This is a genomic window from Pseudomonas sp. 4CAES_32.4, from assembly GCF_058136335.1.
In genome coordinates, this window is record NZ_CM176882.1 from 2,582,980 (window position 1) to 2,597,928 (window position 14,949).

Here is a 14,949-nt window from a genome sequence, read left to right on the forward strand (position 1 = left end):
GCCAACATCTCCATTGGCTGATCCACCGCCATCGCCAGCAGGGCTGGCTCCCACAGGTTTTGTGGAATGCCATCTACCTCAATCACACCACAACCCTCTGTGGGAGCTAGCCCTGCTAGCGATTGGGCCGGCACAGCCAACATCTCCATTGGCTGATCCGCCGCCATCGCCAGCAGGGCTGGCTCCCACAGTTATTGTTGGGGGGCCAGTCATAGCTCGGTGTAGGCCATCAGCGCTGGCAGAGGTAATCCTGGGTAATGGTGGTTTGCAGGCAATTGTATTTGCCCATGGTGCGGCAGATGTTTTTCTCCGAGCCGGTGACCTCGGCGTTTTTATAGCCCCAGGTCTTGCAGCGTTGGGCGGCGACGGTCAGGCCCTGTTCGGCGTTGGTCTGGCCGCTTTCGAACTGGCCCAGTTCGTAAGAGACCTGCACGACGCCATCGTTTTTGCTGCCGCCGGTGGCTTCCCATTGTTTCGGCGTGGCGCAACCGGTGAGGAACAGGGCTGAAAGGGTGAGTGTGGCGATGAGGTATTTCATGGTGTCTCTTCCTTGGTGTTGTTCTGATTTCCAGGCACAACGATCCCGCACGTAGCAAAAGCTCCACGTTGGGGAACATCGGGGTTGCGGGGGAATATAGCGCCGAAGGGCGGGGTGGTCGATTAGCACAAATGTACTAGTAGGCGGCTCGGGCGAGCCGCCTACTAACAGGGAGAAATTACTGAGGACTGTTGAACTGGTCGGAATAACTGCCGGTCATCAGCGCAGAAGCAACGCGGTCTGATCCCACACCCACTCGTGAATAGGCAACCCGGTTGACGCCGGTACGATCAGCGCCATCTGAAGCCAATGCACCTGCACCAACATGCTCCGAACCATCAGAAGCAACAGCATTCGCGCCAACGTGATCGGCACCGTCAGAAGCTACCGCGTTCGCGCCAACGTGATCGGCACCATCAGAAGCAACCGCATTCGCGCCAACGTGATCGGCGCCGTCAGAAGCTACCGCGTTCGCACCGACATGATCGGAGCCATCAGAAGCCACCGCCCCGGCACCGACATGATCGGCGCCATCGGAAGCCACCGCCCCCGCACCGACATGATCGGAGCCATCAGAAGCCACCGCATTCGCGCCAACGTGATCGGCGCCGTCAGAAGCTACCGCGTTCGCGCCGACGTGATCGGCGCCGTCAGAAGCCACCGCCCCGGCACCGACATGATCAGCGCCATCGGAAGCCACCGCCCCAGCACCGACATGGTCAGCACCGTCAGAAGCCACCGCACCCGCGCCAACATGGTCAGCGCCGTCAGAGGCCACGGCAGAAGCGCCAACATGATCCGCTCCATCTGCAGCCACTGCCTGCGGCTGTCCCGCCCAGGCACCGGGCATCACTACAGCGGCCGTGAAAGCAATTACCACGCCTGACAAAAACCTGTATTTCATGATTTTCTCCACGTCCCGGCAGCCGCGCGGCGAAAAAGCTTCGTGCGCCGCACAGTCGCTGGCGCCACGATTCATCGGCTCGGGTCAGTCTGGTTGGCGAAAGGCACGGGCGCACCGTCAGGCGCACGGGTGTCGACGTAATCAGTATCGAACTGATCCAGTATAGATCGCTGTCTGGACGCGGTAGGGCGGGGGGATCGACGGGCGTTAGGCGTTTCTTTTCCTTCACCCGACGGGCAAAGTTGAATTCAGTCTAAAAACAGCCAAACGTGGCGGCGAGCCTTTGCTAGGCTCAAAGGTGTAGGCGAAGACGCAGACTGATGCGCAATCGGATAGCAAGGGGGCGTGGGGCGCGCTCCGAAAGGTACACGGTTAGAAAGATCTCCGCGCTGAGATCCAGCCCTTATGCCGTGTGAAGCAGCCGAGGCACTAACTTTCAATTTGACCCGGTACTGTGGGAAGCCCGATAAACCTTGTAAGCCAGAGACCAGCACTGGCCGCCTACTCGAACACCAAAGCCCGCCTCGTGCGGGCTTTGTCGTTCTTGTCAGGTCAGATCGATTGCAGGGCCTGCGCCAGATCGGCGCGCAGGTCTTCGACGTCTTCAACGCCCACTGACAGACGCACCAGTCCATCGCCGATCCCCAGTTTTGCGCGGGTTTCGGCAGGAATGGTCGCATGGGTCATGATCGCCGGATGCTCGATCAGGCTCTCCACGCCGCCGAGACTTTCCGCCAGGGCGAAGATCTTCACGCTCTCGAGAAAACGCCGCGCGCCGGCCAGATCGCTGTTCAGATCCACCGAAATCATCCCGCCGAAACCGCGCATCTGCCGCTTCGCCAGTTCATGCTGCGGGTGCGAGGCCAGCCCCGGGTAATAAACCCGTTTGACTTGCGGTTGTTGCTCCAGCCACTGCGCCAGATCCAGCGCATTGCTGCAATGGCGCTCCATGCGCAGCGCCAGAGTTTTCACCCCGCGCAACGTCAGAAACGCATCGAACGGCCCGCTGATCGCGCCCACGGCGTTCTGCAGGAAACCGAGCTTTTCCGCCAGTTCAGCATTCTGCCCAACCACGGCAATACCGCCGATCACATCGGAGTGACCGTTCAGATACTTGGTGGTCGAGTGCAGAACGATATCGAAGCCCAGCTCCAGCGGACGCTGGATATACGGGCTGGCGAACGTATTGTCGGCCACGCAGATGATCCCGCGTGCACGGCAGATCCGCGCGATGGCTGCCAGATCCGACAAGCTCAGCAGCGGGTTGGTCGGCGTCTCGACCATGACCATGCGCGTGTCATCCTGCAACGACGCCTCGAATGCCGACAGATCGGTCAGGTCGACAAAGCTGAACCGGTGCCCGGCGCTTCGCTGACGCACCTTGTCGAACAGGCGAAAGGTGCCGCCGTACAAGTCGTTGCCAGAGACGATATGCGAGCCGGCATCGAGCAATTCCAGCACCGTCGAAATCGCCGCCAGTCCCGAGGCAAACGCAAACGCGCGGGTGCCGCCTTCAAGGTCCGCCACGCAACGTTCCAGGGCAAAACGCGTCGGGTTGTGCGAGCGCCCGTAATCAAAGCCTTTGTGTACGCCGGGGCTGTCTTGCAAGTACGTGGAGTTGGCGTAGATCGGCGGCATCAGCGCGCCAGTGGTTGGGTCTGGCGTCTGTCCGGCGTGGATCACCCGGGTCGCGAAGCCTTGGGATTTATCGTCGTGCTGACTCATGCGAGGGATCTCCGTAATTGGTTGAGCATGTCGGTGCGGGTGATCAGGCCATGGAAGCCTGAGGCGTCGGCGATGATGGCGACGAGGCCACGGCTGAGCACCGATTCCAGCTCGGAAAGGCTGGCGCCGGGGGCGAGGGTTTGCAGTTTGTCGGTCATCACACTGGACACCGATTGACTGAAGCGTGCGGCGTCTTCGTGGACGGCCAGAAGGATGTCCGACTCGTCGATCACTCCGACCAGTTGTTTGCCTTCTACCAGCACCGGCAATTGCGAGACATCCGCCAGGCGCATGCGCTGGAACGCGGTCAGCAGGGTGTCGTCGGGGCCGCCGCTGATCACGCGGCCATCCTCGAAACGTCGAGCGATCAGATCGCGCAGGTCACCGTAACCCTTGCGCTGCAACAGGCCCTGATCGGTCATCCACTGGTCGTTGTAAACCTTCGACAGATAGCGCGTGCCGGTGTCGCAGACAAAGCTCACTACGCGTTTCGGCTCGGTCTGTTCGCGGCAATAACGCAGCGCAGCGGCGAGCAGGGTGCCGGTCGATGAACCGCCGAGAATGCCTTCGGCCTTGAGCAACTGGCGGGCGTGATCGAAGCTTTCTTCATCGCTGATCGAATAGGCGTGGCGCACGCTGGAGAGGTCGGTGATCGACGGGATGAAGTCTTCGCCGATACCTTCCACCGCCCATGAACCGGGCGTCGGCAGCGTGCCGTCGCGGCTGTATTGCGCCATGACCGAGCCGACCGGATCGGCCAGGACCATTTCCAGATCTGGCTGCACGCGTTTGAAGAAGCGGCTCAAACCGGTCAGCGTACCGGCCGAACCGACACCGACGACAATGGCGTCCAGATCATGCTCGGTCTGCGCCCAGATTTCCGGCGCGGTGCTGCATTCGTGGGCCAGCGGGTTGGCGGGGTTGTTGAACTGGTCGGCGAAAAACGCGCCGGGAATGTCCTTCGCCAAACGGGCGGCGACGTCCTGGTAATACTCGGGATGGCCCTTGCCGACATCGGAGCGGGTGATGTGCACCTCGGCGCCCATGGCCTTCAAGTGCAGGACTTTCTCGGTGGACATTTTGTCCGGTACCACCAGTACCACGCGATAACCTTTGGCGCGACCAACCAGTGCCAGGCCCAGACCGGTGTTGCCGGCGGTGGCTTCGACAATCGTCCCGCCGGGTTGCAGGCGACCATCGCGCTCGGCGGCGTCGATCATCGCCAGACCGATGCGGTCCTTGATCGAACCGCCGGGGTTCTGCGATTCCAGTTTGAGAAACAGCGTGCAGGGCCCGGTATCGAACCGGGTGACTTGAACAAGCGGAGTGTTGCCTATCAGCCCAAGTACCGCAGGGCGTGATTCCTTTGACATTTCTTCACCTCTTAGTGGTGTTGATCGCGTTCCATTCGCGGGGAAAAGACTCGGGTGCAACATAGGCTCAGACATCTTCTGTCGCAACCATTAGTCCGCCGGAAATACAGCCAATTCGATCTAACGATAGAACGAAATCAAATCGCTGCAGGCCGGGTTTGGCCGCGTTTATAAGGAGGCGCCATTGAGTATCCAAAGAGCGTCTTCACCGATGACAATGGCTTGATCTGTGAAGAGATTTCCTGCAGCGAAAACGGGATCCGTTTTCCAGGCCAGCGATCATTTGACTGAAATACAAACCCTGTGGGAGCCAGCCCTGCTGGCGATGGCGATGTGTCAGTCGAAGGAAAGGTTGGTAGTGCTGGACCAATCGCTAGCAGGGCTAGCTCCCACAAGGATTTGCGGTGTTGCCGGGATTGATGGCATCCCACAAAACCTGTGGGAGCTGGCTTGCCAGCGATGGCGGTGGGTCAGTCGATGGAGATGTTGGCTTTGCTGGCCCAATCGCTAGCAGGGCTAGCTCCCACAAGGATTTGCGGTGTTGCCGGGATTGATGGCATCCCACAAAACCTGTGGGAGCTGGCTTGCCAGCGATGGCGGTGGGCCAGTCGATGAAGATGTTGACTGTGCCGGCCCAATCGCTAGCAGGGCTAGCTCCCACAAGGATTTGCGGTGTTGCCGGGATTGATGGCATCCCACAAAACCTGTGGGAGCTGGCTTGCCAGCGATGGCGGTGGGTCAGTCGATGGAGATGTTGGCCCTGCTGGCCCAATCGCTAGCAGGGCTAGCTCCCACAAGGATTTGCGGTGTTGCCGGGATTGATGGCATCCCACAAAACCTGTGGGAGCTGGCTTGCCAGCGATGGCGGTGGGTCAGTCGATGGAGATGTAGGCCTTGCTGACCGAATCGCTAGCAGGGCTAGCTCCCACAAAGGGTTGTGGTGTGACTGAGATAGATGGCATTCCACAAAACCTGTGGGAGCCAGCCCTGCTGGCGATGGCGGTGTGTCCGAGATTGTTGGCATCGCATAGGGGCCAGTTGTTAAGGTGGCCGTCCGCAGTCCAGGTGTTTGCCGTTTCATGACTCATCAACCGATCATTCAGACCGTCTCCGACACAGATATTGCTGAGGTATTGGATTTCGCTCTCAAGGCCCGTGCCGAGCTTTTTCCAAAACTCAGCGCAACGGGCATGCCTGATGACCTGACGCGTTTTGCCGAGGTGTATCTGCAAGGCGAAGGGCGTTTTCTGATTGCTCGCCATGAGGGCCAGGTCGTTGCCTCGATTGGCTACCTGCCCTATGACCGACGCTTCCCGCACCTCGCCTATCCCGGACGCAAGGTCGTGGAAATCGTGCGTCTGTTCGTCCTGCCATCGCAGCGGCGTTCGGGGTTGGCCGGTGCGCTGTATCGAGCGCTAAAACAACAAGCGTTCATCGACGGAGTCGAGGTGATCTACCTGCACACTCATCCGTTTCTGCCGGGCGCGATCGCGTTCTGGCAACGGCACGGTTTCGCGATTATTGATGTCGATTCTGACCCGGTGTGGCAGACCACTCACATGCAAAAAATCATCCGTGAAAACGCAGGATCTGCGCGCCATCAAACGGGTCCGTCAGGTAATGCGCCCTGACCCCGAAGGTTTCCTGTAACCGCTCGGGTGTCAGCACTTCCAGCGGCTTGCCCAACGCGACGAGGCGCCCGCGCTCCAGCACCGCCAATCGATCGCAGTTGAGCGCCTGATTCAGATCATGCAGCGCGATCAGCGTGGTCACCGGCAGCGCTCGCACCACCTTGAGAATGCTTAATTGATGCTGGATGTCGAGGTGGTTGGCCGGCTCGTCCAGCAACAGGATCTGCGGTCGCTGAGCCAATGCCCGGGCGATGTGAACTCGCTGGCGTTCACCGCCGGACAAACTGCGCCAGAGACGATTGCGCAGGTGCAGAGCGTCAACATCGATCAGCGCCTGCTCGACGATGGCATCGTCCGCCACGGACCACGGTTGCAATGCCGACAGCCAAGGCGTGCGCCCCAGCGCGACGGCGTCGAACACGCGAATGCCATCGTCGGTGTCGGCCTGCTGCTCGACCACCGCCAGTGTCTGCGCAATGCTGCGGCGGGCCATTTTGCTTAGGCGCTGGTCGTCAAGCAGCACCTCGCCAGCGCTCGGTTCGCGCAGCCCGGCGAGCAGTTTCAGCAGCGTCGATTTCCCCGAACCATTCGGCCCGACGATGCCGAGGGTTTCGCCGCGTTGCAGCGCAAGGCTGACACCGTTGAGCAGCTCGGCGCCGCGCACTTTGAAGGCCAATCCTGAGCAACTCAAAACACTGCTCATCGCGCGGACCTGCGGCCAACCAGAATCAAGGCAAACACCGGCGCACCGACCAGCGCGGTAATCACCCCGACCGGAATCACCTGGCCCTTGATCAACGTGCGCGACAACACGTCAGCGGCAATCAGAAACACCGCGCCGCCCAAGGCACTCGCCGGCAACAGACGTGCATGGCCGGTGCCGAGCAGCAGGCGCGCGGCATGCGGAATCACCAGCCCGACAAAGCCGATCGAACCGACAATCGATACCATCACCGCCGTCACCAGCGCTGCGCAACCGATCAGCAGAATCTGCACGCGCCGCACTGCAATCCCGAGGGACGCCGCCGAATCCGCGCCAAAGGTAAACGCATCCAGCGCACGCCGATGCCACAGACACACCGCCAACCCCAGCAATGCCGCCGGCACCGCCAGCCACACCGAAGGCCAACGCACGCCGCCGAGATTGCCGAGCAGCCAGAACATGATCCCGCGCGCCTGTTCGGAGCTGGCCGAGCGGGTAATCAAAAACGCTGTCAGTGCATTGAACAGTTGCGAACCGGCGATGCCCGCAAGAATGATCTGCCCGGTGCCACTGGCCGAGCCACTGACCCGCGCCAGCAGAATCACCAACACAAACGCCATCACGGCACCGGCGAAAGCACCGACCGACAGCGAGATGACGCCGGCGCCCACGCCGAGCAACGCGACCATCACCGCACCGGTCGAGGCGCCCGCAGAGATTCCCAGCAGATACGGATCGGCCAACGGATTGCGCAGCAGCGACTGCAAAATCACTCCGCAGGTCGCCAGCCCGGCACCGCAGGCAGCGGCGACCAGTGCGCGGGTCAGGCGGTAGTTCCAGACGATCCCTTCGTCAATGGGGTCGAGCACATAACCGGCGTCCCACAGTTTGTTGGCCAGCACTTGCAGGACCACGTCCGGTTTGATCGAGGTTTCACCGATGGCGACGCCGGCGACCACTGCTATCAACAGTGTCACCAAGGCCAGCAACGTGCGGATCAGGCTAGAACTCATTTCGACAGGTCATAGCCGTTGATGGCCGTGGCCAGTTGTTCCAGACCGTCGAACATGCGCAGGCTGGCCTGCATGGCCATGGCGTCCAGAATAATGATGCGGTTGTTTTTCACCGCGTCCATGTTGCGCGTCACCGGATCGCTGCGCAGGAAGGCGAGTTTCTTTTCATAGTCGTCAGCCGGGAAACGGCGGCGATCCATGCGGGCGATCACCAGGAACGTAGGGTTGGCTTTGGCGATGGTTTCCCAGCCGACGGTCGGCCATTCTTCGTCGGACTGCACGACGTTGCGCACGCCGAGGGTGCTGAGCATGAAATCGGGAATGCCTTTGTGCCCGGCCACGAACGGCTCGATGTCCATTTCGGCGCTGGAGAGCCAGACCAGGGCGCTGACGTCCTTGAGCTGTTTGCCTTGGGCGGTGGCGATGGATTTGGCCAGGCTGGCCTTGAGCTGATCATTGAGCTGCTGCCCGCGATCCTGCACATCGAAGATCTGCGCCAGTTGGCTCACGCTTTTGTAAATGCTATCGATGCTGAAAGGCGCCAGCCGCGTGCCGTCGGCACCAACCAGATTGTCCTTGGCTTCGCAATCGGAAGGCAGCAGATAGGTGGGGATTTTCAGTTCATGAAACTGCTCACGGGTGCCGACCGCACCTTGTGGGCCGACCATCCATTCCAGCTCCACGGCGACCAGTTCCGGGCGCTTGCCGATGACCGCTTCGAAACTCGGTTCGTTGTCGGCGAGGCGCTCGATCTGGTCGTTCTGCGCCTTGTACTTGTCCAAGACATTGTTGAACCACAGCGAGGTGCCGACGACTTTGTCCGCCAGACCCATGGCGTAGAGCATTTCCGTGCCGGCCTGGCCGATGGTCACGGTGCGCGCCGGCGCGTGCTGAAAGGTCAGGTGGCTGCCACAGTTTTCGATGGTCAGCGGGTATTGAGTGGGTGCCGCATGGGCCAGCGTGCAAAGACTCAGACCGGTAATGAGGGTGGCAACGCGAGGCAGCAGCATGGGGCAGTCTCCAATGGATCCGTACGGGGAGCGGGGAGGGTACGGATTGGAAACACACCATCGAACGCGGTTGGGGAAAACTGCGCAAGGCCGGCATTTGATCAAGAGACGCGCGGCACGATGTCCTTCCCGGACACCCCGCCGGTTAGTCAGTCACTGTGCCGGCAGGTCTCCTGACTGATGCGTCATCGCCTGGCTCCGGCCTTCCCGGGAGTCATCCCAGTGGCAGTCGTGGAGCAGGCTCAGCACCTACAGTTGCGGGGGCAGTTCCGATTGATGCTGTGCAAGCATTTCGGATTCCCTATTAATCCCGTGTGGAAACCGGCGGCGGCATGGTAGTCGATCAGGCCGCCGAAGGGGAGACGAATCTGTCGGGGCGAGGATTAATGCTGACTCATCAAACCGTGCAATACGCCCAGGCGCAGGCCCGGTTCGGACGGCACCATCTGCGCGATGCCGAACACTTTGAACGCCGCCAGCATCAGCACCAGCCCAGCGGGCAAGATGCTTTGGCGGTGGGGTTGCAGGCCGGCGAGCTTGAGTTGCCGGACGTTGTTCACTTTCAGCAGCAGCAACGACAGGCGCAGCAATCCACCGTAGGTAATGCCGTCCTGGCCGTAGTCGTTGAGACGATTGGCCTTGAGCACTTTGGCCAGCATGCGTGCGGTGCCGGAAGAGCCGATGGTCTGCTGCCAGCCTTGAGCGCGATAACGCCGCGCGACGTGTTCGAATTGCAGGATGGCGAAGCGTTCGGCGGCTTGCAGCGCGCCAGCGGATACTTCGCCGCCGCGAAAGAAGCGCGTACTCAAGGTGCCGCTGCCGATGGCGATGCTTTCGGTGAGCAACGGTTGTGAACCCTGACCGAGGATCAACTCGGTAGAGCCGCCGCCGATATCGACCACCAGGCGCATGTCCGCGTCGCTTGGCAGGGCGTGGGTCACGCCGGCGTAGACCAGCCGCGCCTCTTCATGGCCGCAGATGACGTCAATCGGAAAACCCAGATGCCGCTCGGCGCTGGCGAGAAACAGTTGAGCGTTATCGGCCTCGCGCACTGCGCTGGTTGCCACCGCGCGCACCCGACCCGCCTCGAAGCCGCGCAGCTTCTTGCCGAACCGCGCCAACGCCTGCCAACCGCGATCCAGTGCCAACGCATCCAGCGTGCCACCGTCAAAACCTTCGGCCAGACGCACCGGCTCTCGCAGGGTTTTCACTTCCTGAATCAGCAGGCCTTTGCGGCTGCGCACCGATTGGCCGATCATCAGCCGGAAGGCATTCGAACCCAGGTCGATGGCGGCGAACAGCGAGGCGTCTTGTTTCATGGGAATCCTTGCACAACATCCGCCCGAAGGCTCAAGACGGTTTGCGAGGATTCTGCCGTGATCTTGATGACATCCTGATGACGGGGCAGGGGCGGTTCAATGAATGTGTGACTGTCATGACACTGTCATTATCCGGTGTCTATGCTGAGGCCAATACATCGCGTGTTCTTAAAGTTTTTGCTGCCATTTTTGGCAGCTTTTTTTGCCTGCGATTTAGTAGCTGATCGTTCCCCTGCTCTGCGTGGGAATGCCTCTTGGGACGCTCCGCGTCCAGTGACGCGGAGCGTCACGGGCTGCATTCCCACGCGGAGCGTGGGAACGATCAGGGGTAGGGGGAATGCGTTAGCAGGCTTGCGGGGTTTCGCCCCGGGCCAGACGCGCATTGATGTCGTCGATCACCTCGGGCAACTCAGCAATGGTGTCGATCAGATAATGCGGGCGCGAGGGGGCGAACATCTTGGCTATCCGCGCACGTTCTTCCGCCAGTCGATCCGACGGCAATGCCTTGTATTGCTCATAGGTCAGGCCCAGTGCATTGCCGGAACAGGTTAGCGCCACTGTCCACATGCCTGCGCTGCGCCCTTCGAGAATCCCCGGCCAGGTGTCGTCGACCTTGACGCATGCCGCCACATCATCAATGCCCAAGGCAATCACGTTAGCCAGCGCCTGCGCGGGATGCGGCCGGCCATTCGGCACTTCATCGGTAGCGACGACATGGTCAGCGACGTAACCATTTTCCCGCGCCAGTTCGACGACCTTGGCCATCACCACCGCCGGATAGCCCGAGCACGAACCGATTTTCAAACCCTTGTCACGCAACGCGGCAATCGCTTCCAGCGCGCCCGGTATCAGCGCCGAATGCAAGGCGATTTTCTCGATCTGCAACGGCATGAAGCGCTCGTAGATCGCCGTTACATCGTCGTCACTCGGCAAGCGACCAAACGCTGCACGATAGCGTTCAGCAATCTGCGGCAGGTTGCACAACGTGCGGATGTGATCCCACTTGCCCATGCCCATCGGCCCGCGCGCTTCCTCCAGCGACACGGCGACGCCGAACTCGGCAAAGGCTTCGACGAAAATCTGCGTCGGCGCAAACGAGCCGAAATCGACAACGGTGCCGGCCCAGTCGAGGATCGCGGCTTGCAGGTGAGTCGGTTGTTGGTACTGCATGGTCAATCTCCGTTTTCAGGTAAGCGTTGGCCGTCCCTCGGTAATGAGGTAGGCGGTTTCAAGGGGCAGTGCTGATCAGGTCAGCGGTGGATTCGCATCAAACAGTTCGGCAATCACTGGCCGGTTCCGGCGGATGCCGAGGCAGCACAGGTGGTATTCGATAAAGAACGGGTGATCGACAAAGGTGATCGGTGTGGTGCCCGGGGTTTCGGCGTACTCGACCGCCGAGACAAAACCGATGCCGATGCCTTTGACGATGGCGTGCACGATGGCTTCGCGGCTGTTGAGTTGCATGACGCAGTTGAGGTCGATGCCGAGGCGCTTGCAGCTTTCTTCCACCAGTTGCCGGGTGCGCGCACTTTGCTCGCGCATCACCCATTTTTCGCGGCTGATTTCGCTGATATGAACCTGCGACTGGCTGGCCCACGGATGGTCATCGCGCACCACGGCAATAATCGGATAGCGGTGATACAGCAGCGTGTGGAAGCGCTCATCGAATTCCGACAGCGCCAGAATCGCCACGTCGATATCGAAGTTGAACAGCCGCGCCAGGGTTTCCTTTTCCGAGGAAAACGAAGTTTCCAGTTCAATGTCCGGGTGCCGCTGCATCAGCTCGTAGGTCAGGTTCATCGCAATCGGCGGCGACACCGCGCCGAGGCGCAGCATGCCGTTTTTACGTTGTTTGAAACTCTGCAGCAGTTGCACCGCTTCATCCTCCTGGCCGAACAGACCTTGAGTGATTGCGTAGAGCTTGTGCCCGGCGGCGCTCATCTCGATGTAGCGCCCGCGCCGATGGAACAGCTCCACCGAGAAGGTTTTTTCCAGTGCGTTGACCTGCTCGCTGACGGTCGGCTGACCGACGCTGAGGTACTCCGCCGCGAGGGTGAAGCTGCCGGTTTTGGCCACCGCATGAAACGAACGCAACCACTTGTGATACTGGTACATGCAAGCCCCGTCAGCGTCGAATGAACAATGCCACTGCCGCGCTGCACAGGCAGGCGCTGGTGACCACTATGAAGATGAGAGACGTGTTTGCCGTGGTGTCAAGCAAACGACCAATCAAAGGCTCGGCCAGGCCAGCAAACAGATAGGACGAGAAGTTCATGATCCCGGTCGCGGTACCGGCGCGTTTGGCACCGACCAGATCCGGACACAGCGCCCAGAAACTCGACGCCGGGCCGTAGACGAAGAAGCCGCAAAGGAACAGCGCCACCAGACCGATCACGCTGTGCGGCGGCAGGCTCCACATCCACAGACTGGTTGCGGCGCCGAGGAACATGTAGAGCATGATCGCCAGATAGCGCTTGGAACCGAACAGCTTGTCCGACACCCAGCCGTTGCTCAGTGCCCCGACCGCCATGCCGACGGGGAGGGCGACGGTGATCCATTTCGGATCGATCATGCCGTCACCGCTTTTCCAGTCGGCGCCGAGAAAGTGCACCGGCACCCAGACGATCAGGCCGTAGCGCGCCGCGTTCTGAAAGCCCAGTGACAGCGCGGCGATCAGCAGGCGCGGATTCTTCAGCACGGCTTTATAGCGTTGCGCCGAGGTCTCGACTTCGCCATGCGCGGCTTCCTGATGTTTGTCGTCAGCGTTGGCCACACCGGTGTCGCCCACCGGTTCGAAGCCCAGATCCTGCGGGCGTTCGCGGGCAACCAGATAAAAAATGATCCCGCCGGCGAGCATCAGCAGCACTGGCAAACGGAAGATCCAGCGCCATTCCAGTTGCAGCACTTCGAGCACGACGATAGAGGTGACGTACGACAGAATCGACGCACAACCGGCGGCGAAGGTGTAGAAGCCATAGACCTTGCCGCGCTCACCTGCGGCCCACCAATTGGCAATCAGCCGACCGCCCGGTGCCCAGCCCAAGGCCTGGAAGTAACCGTTGACGCCCCACGGCAGGATCAGACTGGTGAAACCGCCGGCAAAACTGGTCACCCAGTTGGCACCGCAGGACAACACCGCACCCAGCGTCATGATGCGCCGGCCACCGAACTTATCGGCGAGGTTGCCGTTGATCGCCTGACCAATCGCATAAGCCCAAAGCATTGCAGCAGATGCCCAGCCGAGGGTTTCCTTGCTCAAGCCAAACTCAGCCTGAATCCCCGGAATGGCGAAACCGAAGGTCTGCCGTCCGGTGTAGAAAAACAGGTAACAGAACATCGCCGCCAGCAGCATGCGCCACTGCGCGACCCGGAACGAGGCAGAACGTACGGCGAGACCAGGCATTGTTTCGGCACGATTCATGATCTTTTCCTTATTGTTGTGGGTTCCCGCCGGGTGTCGTCGGCGGGTGCACTCTTTTTTGGTGCGACAGGAAATCACCGCAGCGCTTTGCGCCACCGGCTGTGCGTGGGGTGTTCAGGCGTCAGGTGACGTCAGGCGGCTTGGCAACCAATGAAGTTCTTGCCGCGTGCGCCCTGCATCGCCAGATGAATGATGTCTTCGGCGTCCTTGGCCGAGACGCCATAGTCGGCAAACTCGGTTTTCACGCCCAGGGCATGGAGGAACTCGCGCAACTGCTGTTGAGCCTTGGGCAGGTCTTCGCCGAACACCCGCTGCAAGACGCGGTCGCGGGTAGCGTCATGCCCCCATGCCAGACCAAGCACCAGCGGCAGGGTGAAGGAGCAGGCAATGCCATGGGGCAGGCCGTGGCGTAAGGTCATCTCGTAGGAAATGGAATGCGCCAGCGCGGTTTTGGTGTTGGAAAACGCCAGGCCGGCCTTGAGCGCCGCCAGTGCCATGCGCGTGCGCAGTTCCTGACTGGACAGGTTTTCGTGCAGACTCGGCAGGCACTCGAGAATGTCTTCGATCGCCGAGATGGCGAAGGTGTCGGAAACCGGATTGGCGTTGACGTTCCAGATCGATTCCAGCGCATGGGAGAGCGCGTCGAGGCCGGTGGAAACAGTGACGGCGGCGGGCACGGTCAGCATCAACTGCGGATCGATGATCGCCACGCGTGGCCAGGTGCAATCCAGGTGCAGCGAGTATTTCTTCTGGCTGGCGCTGTCCCAGATCGTCGCCCACGGCGTGACTTCGCTGCCGGTACCGGCGGTGGTCGGTGCGGCGATCAGCTGTTTGCAGCGCGCCGGGGTAAACGGTTTGCCGCTAGCGAGCAGCGCCAGCAGTTCATCGAAATGCCCGGACTCGGTGCCGACGATCAACGCTTTGGCGGTGTCGATCGCGCTGCCACCCCCGACCGCGAGCACCACATCGCAATCGCCGGCCTGCTGCCAGAACTGCTCGTAAGTGCTGCGCAAATGCGCGACATCGGGGTTGGGTTGAACGTCTTCGAACACATAGACCAGGCGTTCACCGAGCAAGGTTTGCAGGCGATCGACCAGCCCCAGCCCACGGGCCTCAGGGAAGGTGACGAGGGCCACGGTTTGCAGCTCGGTGATGGCGGCGAGGTCTTGCAGGCTGCCCCAGCCGAAACGGGTATCAACTGGGTTCTGGAAGCGGGCAGTCATGGTGGATCCTTCTTGTTGTTGTCGTGTGGCGCCATACTCAGCGCCCGTCGACAACGGCTCAAATCGATAATTCGCAGGTTTGAATCGGC

At 60.9% G+C, this 14,949-nt stretch carries 13 protein-coding genes and 1 riboswitch; of the genes, 2 read left to right on the forward strand and 11 right to left on the reverse strand.

Annotated features, from left to right (window positions below; genetic code table 11):
• Nucleotides 1-229: 229 nt before the first annotated feature.
• Nucleotides 230-538 carry a YecR family lipoprotein gene (yecR, locus tag AC3Y64_RS11675; protein WP_158957859.1) on the reverse strand — a complete coding sequence of 103 codons (309 nt, stop codon included), beginning with the start codon at nt 536-538 and terminating at the stop codon, nt 230-232.
• Nucleotides 539-863: 325 nt separating this feature from the next.
• Between yecR and AC3Y64_RS11680 the strand changes: the two genes are divergently transcribed.
• Complete coding sequence (locus AC3Y64_RS11680) at nt 864-1,424, forward strand: hypothetical protein (RefSeq protein ID WP_489987559.1); 561 nt, start codon at nt 864-866, stop codon at nt 1,422-1,424.
• 570 nt (nt 1,425-1,994) lie between these two features.
• Here AC3Y64_RS11680 and AC3Y64_RS11685 read toward each other — a convergent pair.
• Together AC3Y64_RS11685 and AC3Y64_RS11690 are read right to left on the reverse strand one after the other, a co-directional pair.
• Nucleotides 1,995-3,167 carry a cystathionine gamma-synthase gene (locus AC3Y64_RS11685; RefSeq protein WP_489987560.1) on the reverse strand — a complete coding sequence of 391 codons (1,173 nt, stop codon included), beginning with the start codon at nt 3,165-3,167 and terminating at the stop codon, nt 1,995-1,997.
• Complete coding sequence (locus AC3Y64_RS11690) at nt 3,164-4,540, reverse strand: pyridoxal-phosphate dependent enzyme (RefSeq protein ID WP_489987561.1); 1,377 nt, start codon at nt 4,538-4,540, stop codon at nt 3,164-3,166. The genes AC3Y64_RS11685 and AC3Y64_RS11690 overlap by 4 nt, the downstream gene beginning before the upstream one ends.
• A gap of 1,079 nt (nt 4,541-5,619) precedes the next feature.
• Here AC3Y64_RS11690 and AC3Y64_RS11695 point away from each other — a divergent pair.
• Nucleotides 5,620-6,171: a GNAT family N-acetyltransferase gene (locus AC3Y64_RS11695; RefSeq protein WP_489987562.1), complete on the forward strand. Its 552-nt coding sequence runs from the start codon at nt 5,620-5,622 to the stop codon at nt 6,169-6,171.
• On the opposite strand, the gene AC3Y64_RS11700 is transcribed toward AC3Y64_RS11695, so the two are convergent.
• The 8 genes from AC3Y64_RS11700 to psrA all read right to left on the reverse strand — a co-directional run bounded on the left by AC3Y64_RS11700 (nt 6,110) and on the right by psrA (nt 14,860).
• Entirely contained in the window at nt 6,110-6,874 is a 765-nt protein-coding gene (locus tag AC3Y64_RS11700) for an ABC transporter ATP-binding protein (RefSeq protein WP_489987563.1), read from the reverse strand. The two genes, AC3Y64_RS11695 and AC3Y64_RS11700, sit on opposite strands and share 62 nt — an antisense overlap.
• Nucleotides 6,871-7,887, reverse strand: a complete 1,017-nt coding sequence (locus AC3Y64_RS11705) for a FecCD family ABC transporter permease (RefSeq protein WP_489987564.1) — start codon at nt 7,885-7,887, stop codon at nt 6,871-6,873. The genes AC3Y64_RS11700 and AC3Y64_RS11705 overlap by 4 nt, the downstream gene beginning before the upstream one ends.
• A complete protein-coding gene (locus tag AC3Y64_RS11710; RefSeq protein WP_489987565.1) occupies nt 7,884-8,897 on the reverse strand; it encodes an ABC transporter substrate-binding protein in 1,014 nt (337 codons plus the stop codon). The genes AC3Y64_RS11705 and AC3Y64_RS11710 overlap by 4 nt, the downstream gene beginning before the upstream one ends.
• Before the next feature lie 146 nt (nt 8,898-9,043).
• Nucleotides 9,044-9,238: riboswitch (cobalamin riboswitch) on the reverse strand.
• Between the two features lie 42 nt (nt 9,239-9,280).
• Nucleotides 9,281-10,216: a Ppx/GppA phosphatase family protein gene (locus AC3Y64_RS11715; RefSeq protein WP_489987566.1), complete on the reverse strand. Its 936-nt coding sequence runs from the start codon at nt 10,214-10,216 to the stop codon at nt 9,281-9,283.
• A 342-nt stretch (nt 10,217-10,558) separates the two neighbouring features.
• Nucleotides 10,559-11,386, reverse strand: coding sequence for a phosphonoacetaldehyde hydrolase (gene phnX, locus AC3Y64_RS11720; protein WP_489987567.1), 828 nt, complete (start codon nt 11,384-11,386; stop codon nt 10,559-10,561).
• 75 nt (nt 11,387-11,461) lie between these two features.
• Nucleotides 11,462-12,331, reverse strand: coding sequence for a LysR substrate-binding domain-containing protein (locus AC3Y64_RS11725; RefSeq protein ID WP_489987568.1), 870 nt, complete (start codon nt 12,329-12,331; stop codon nt 11,462-11,464).
• Between the two features lie 10 nt (nt 12,332-12,341).
• Entirely contained in the window at nt 12,342-13,637 is a 1,296-nt protein-coding gene (locus AC3Y64_RS11730) for an MFS transporter (protein ID WP_489987569.1), read from the reverse strand.
• 131 nt (nt 13,638-13,768) lie between these two features.
• Entirely contained in the window at nt 13,769-14,860 is a 1,092-nt protein-coding gene (gene psrA / locus AC3Y64_RS11735; protein ID WP_489987570.1) for an iron-containing alcohol dehydrogenase PsrA, read from the reverse strand.
• Nucleotides 14,861-14,949: the final 89 nt, after the last annotated feature.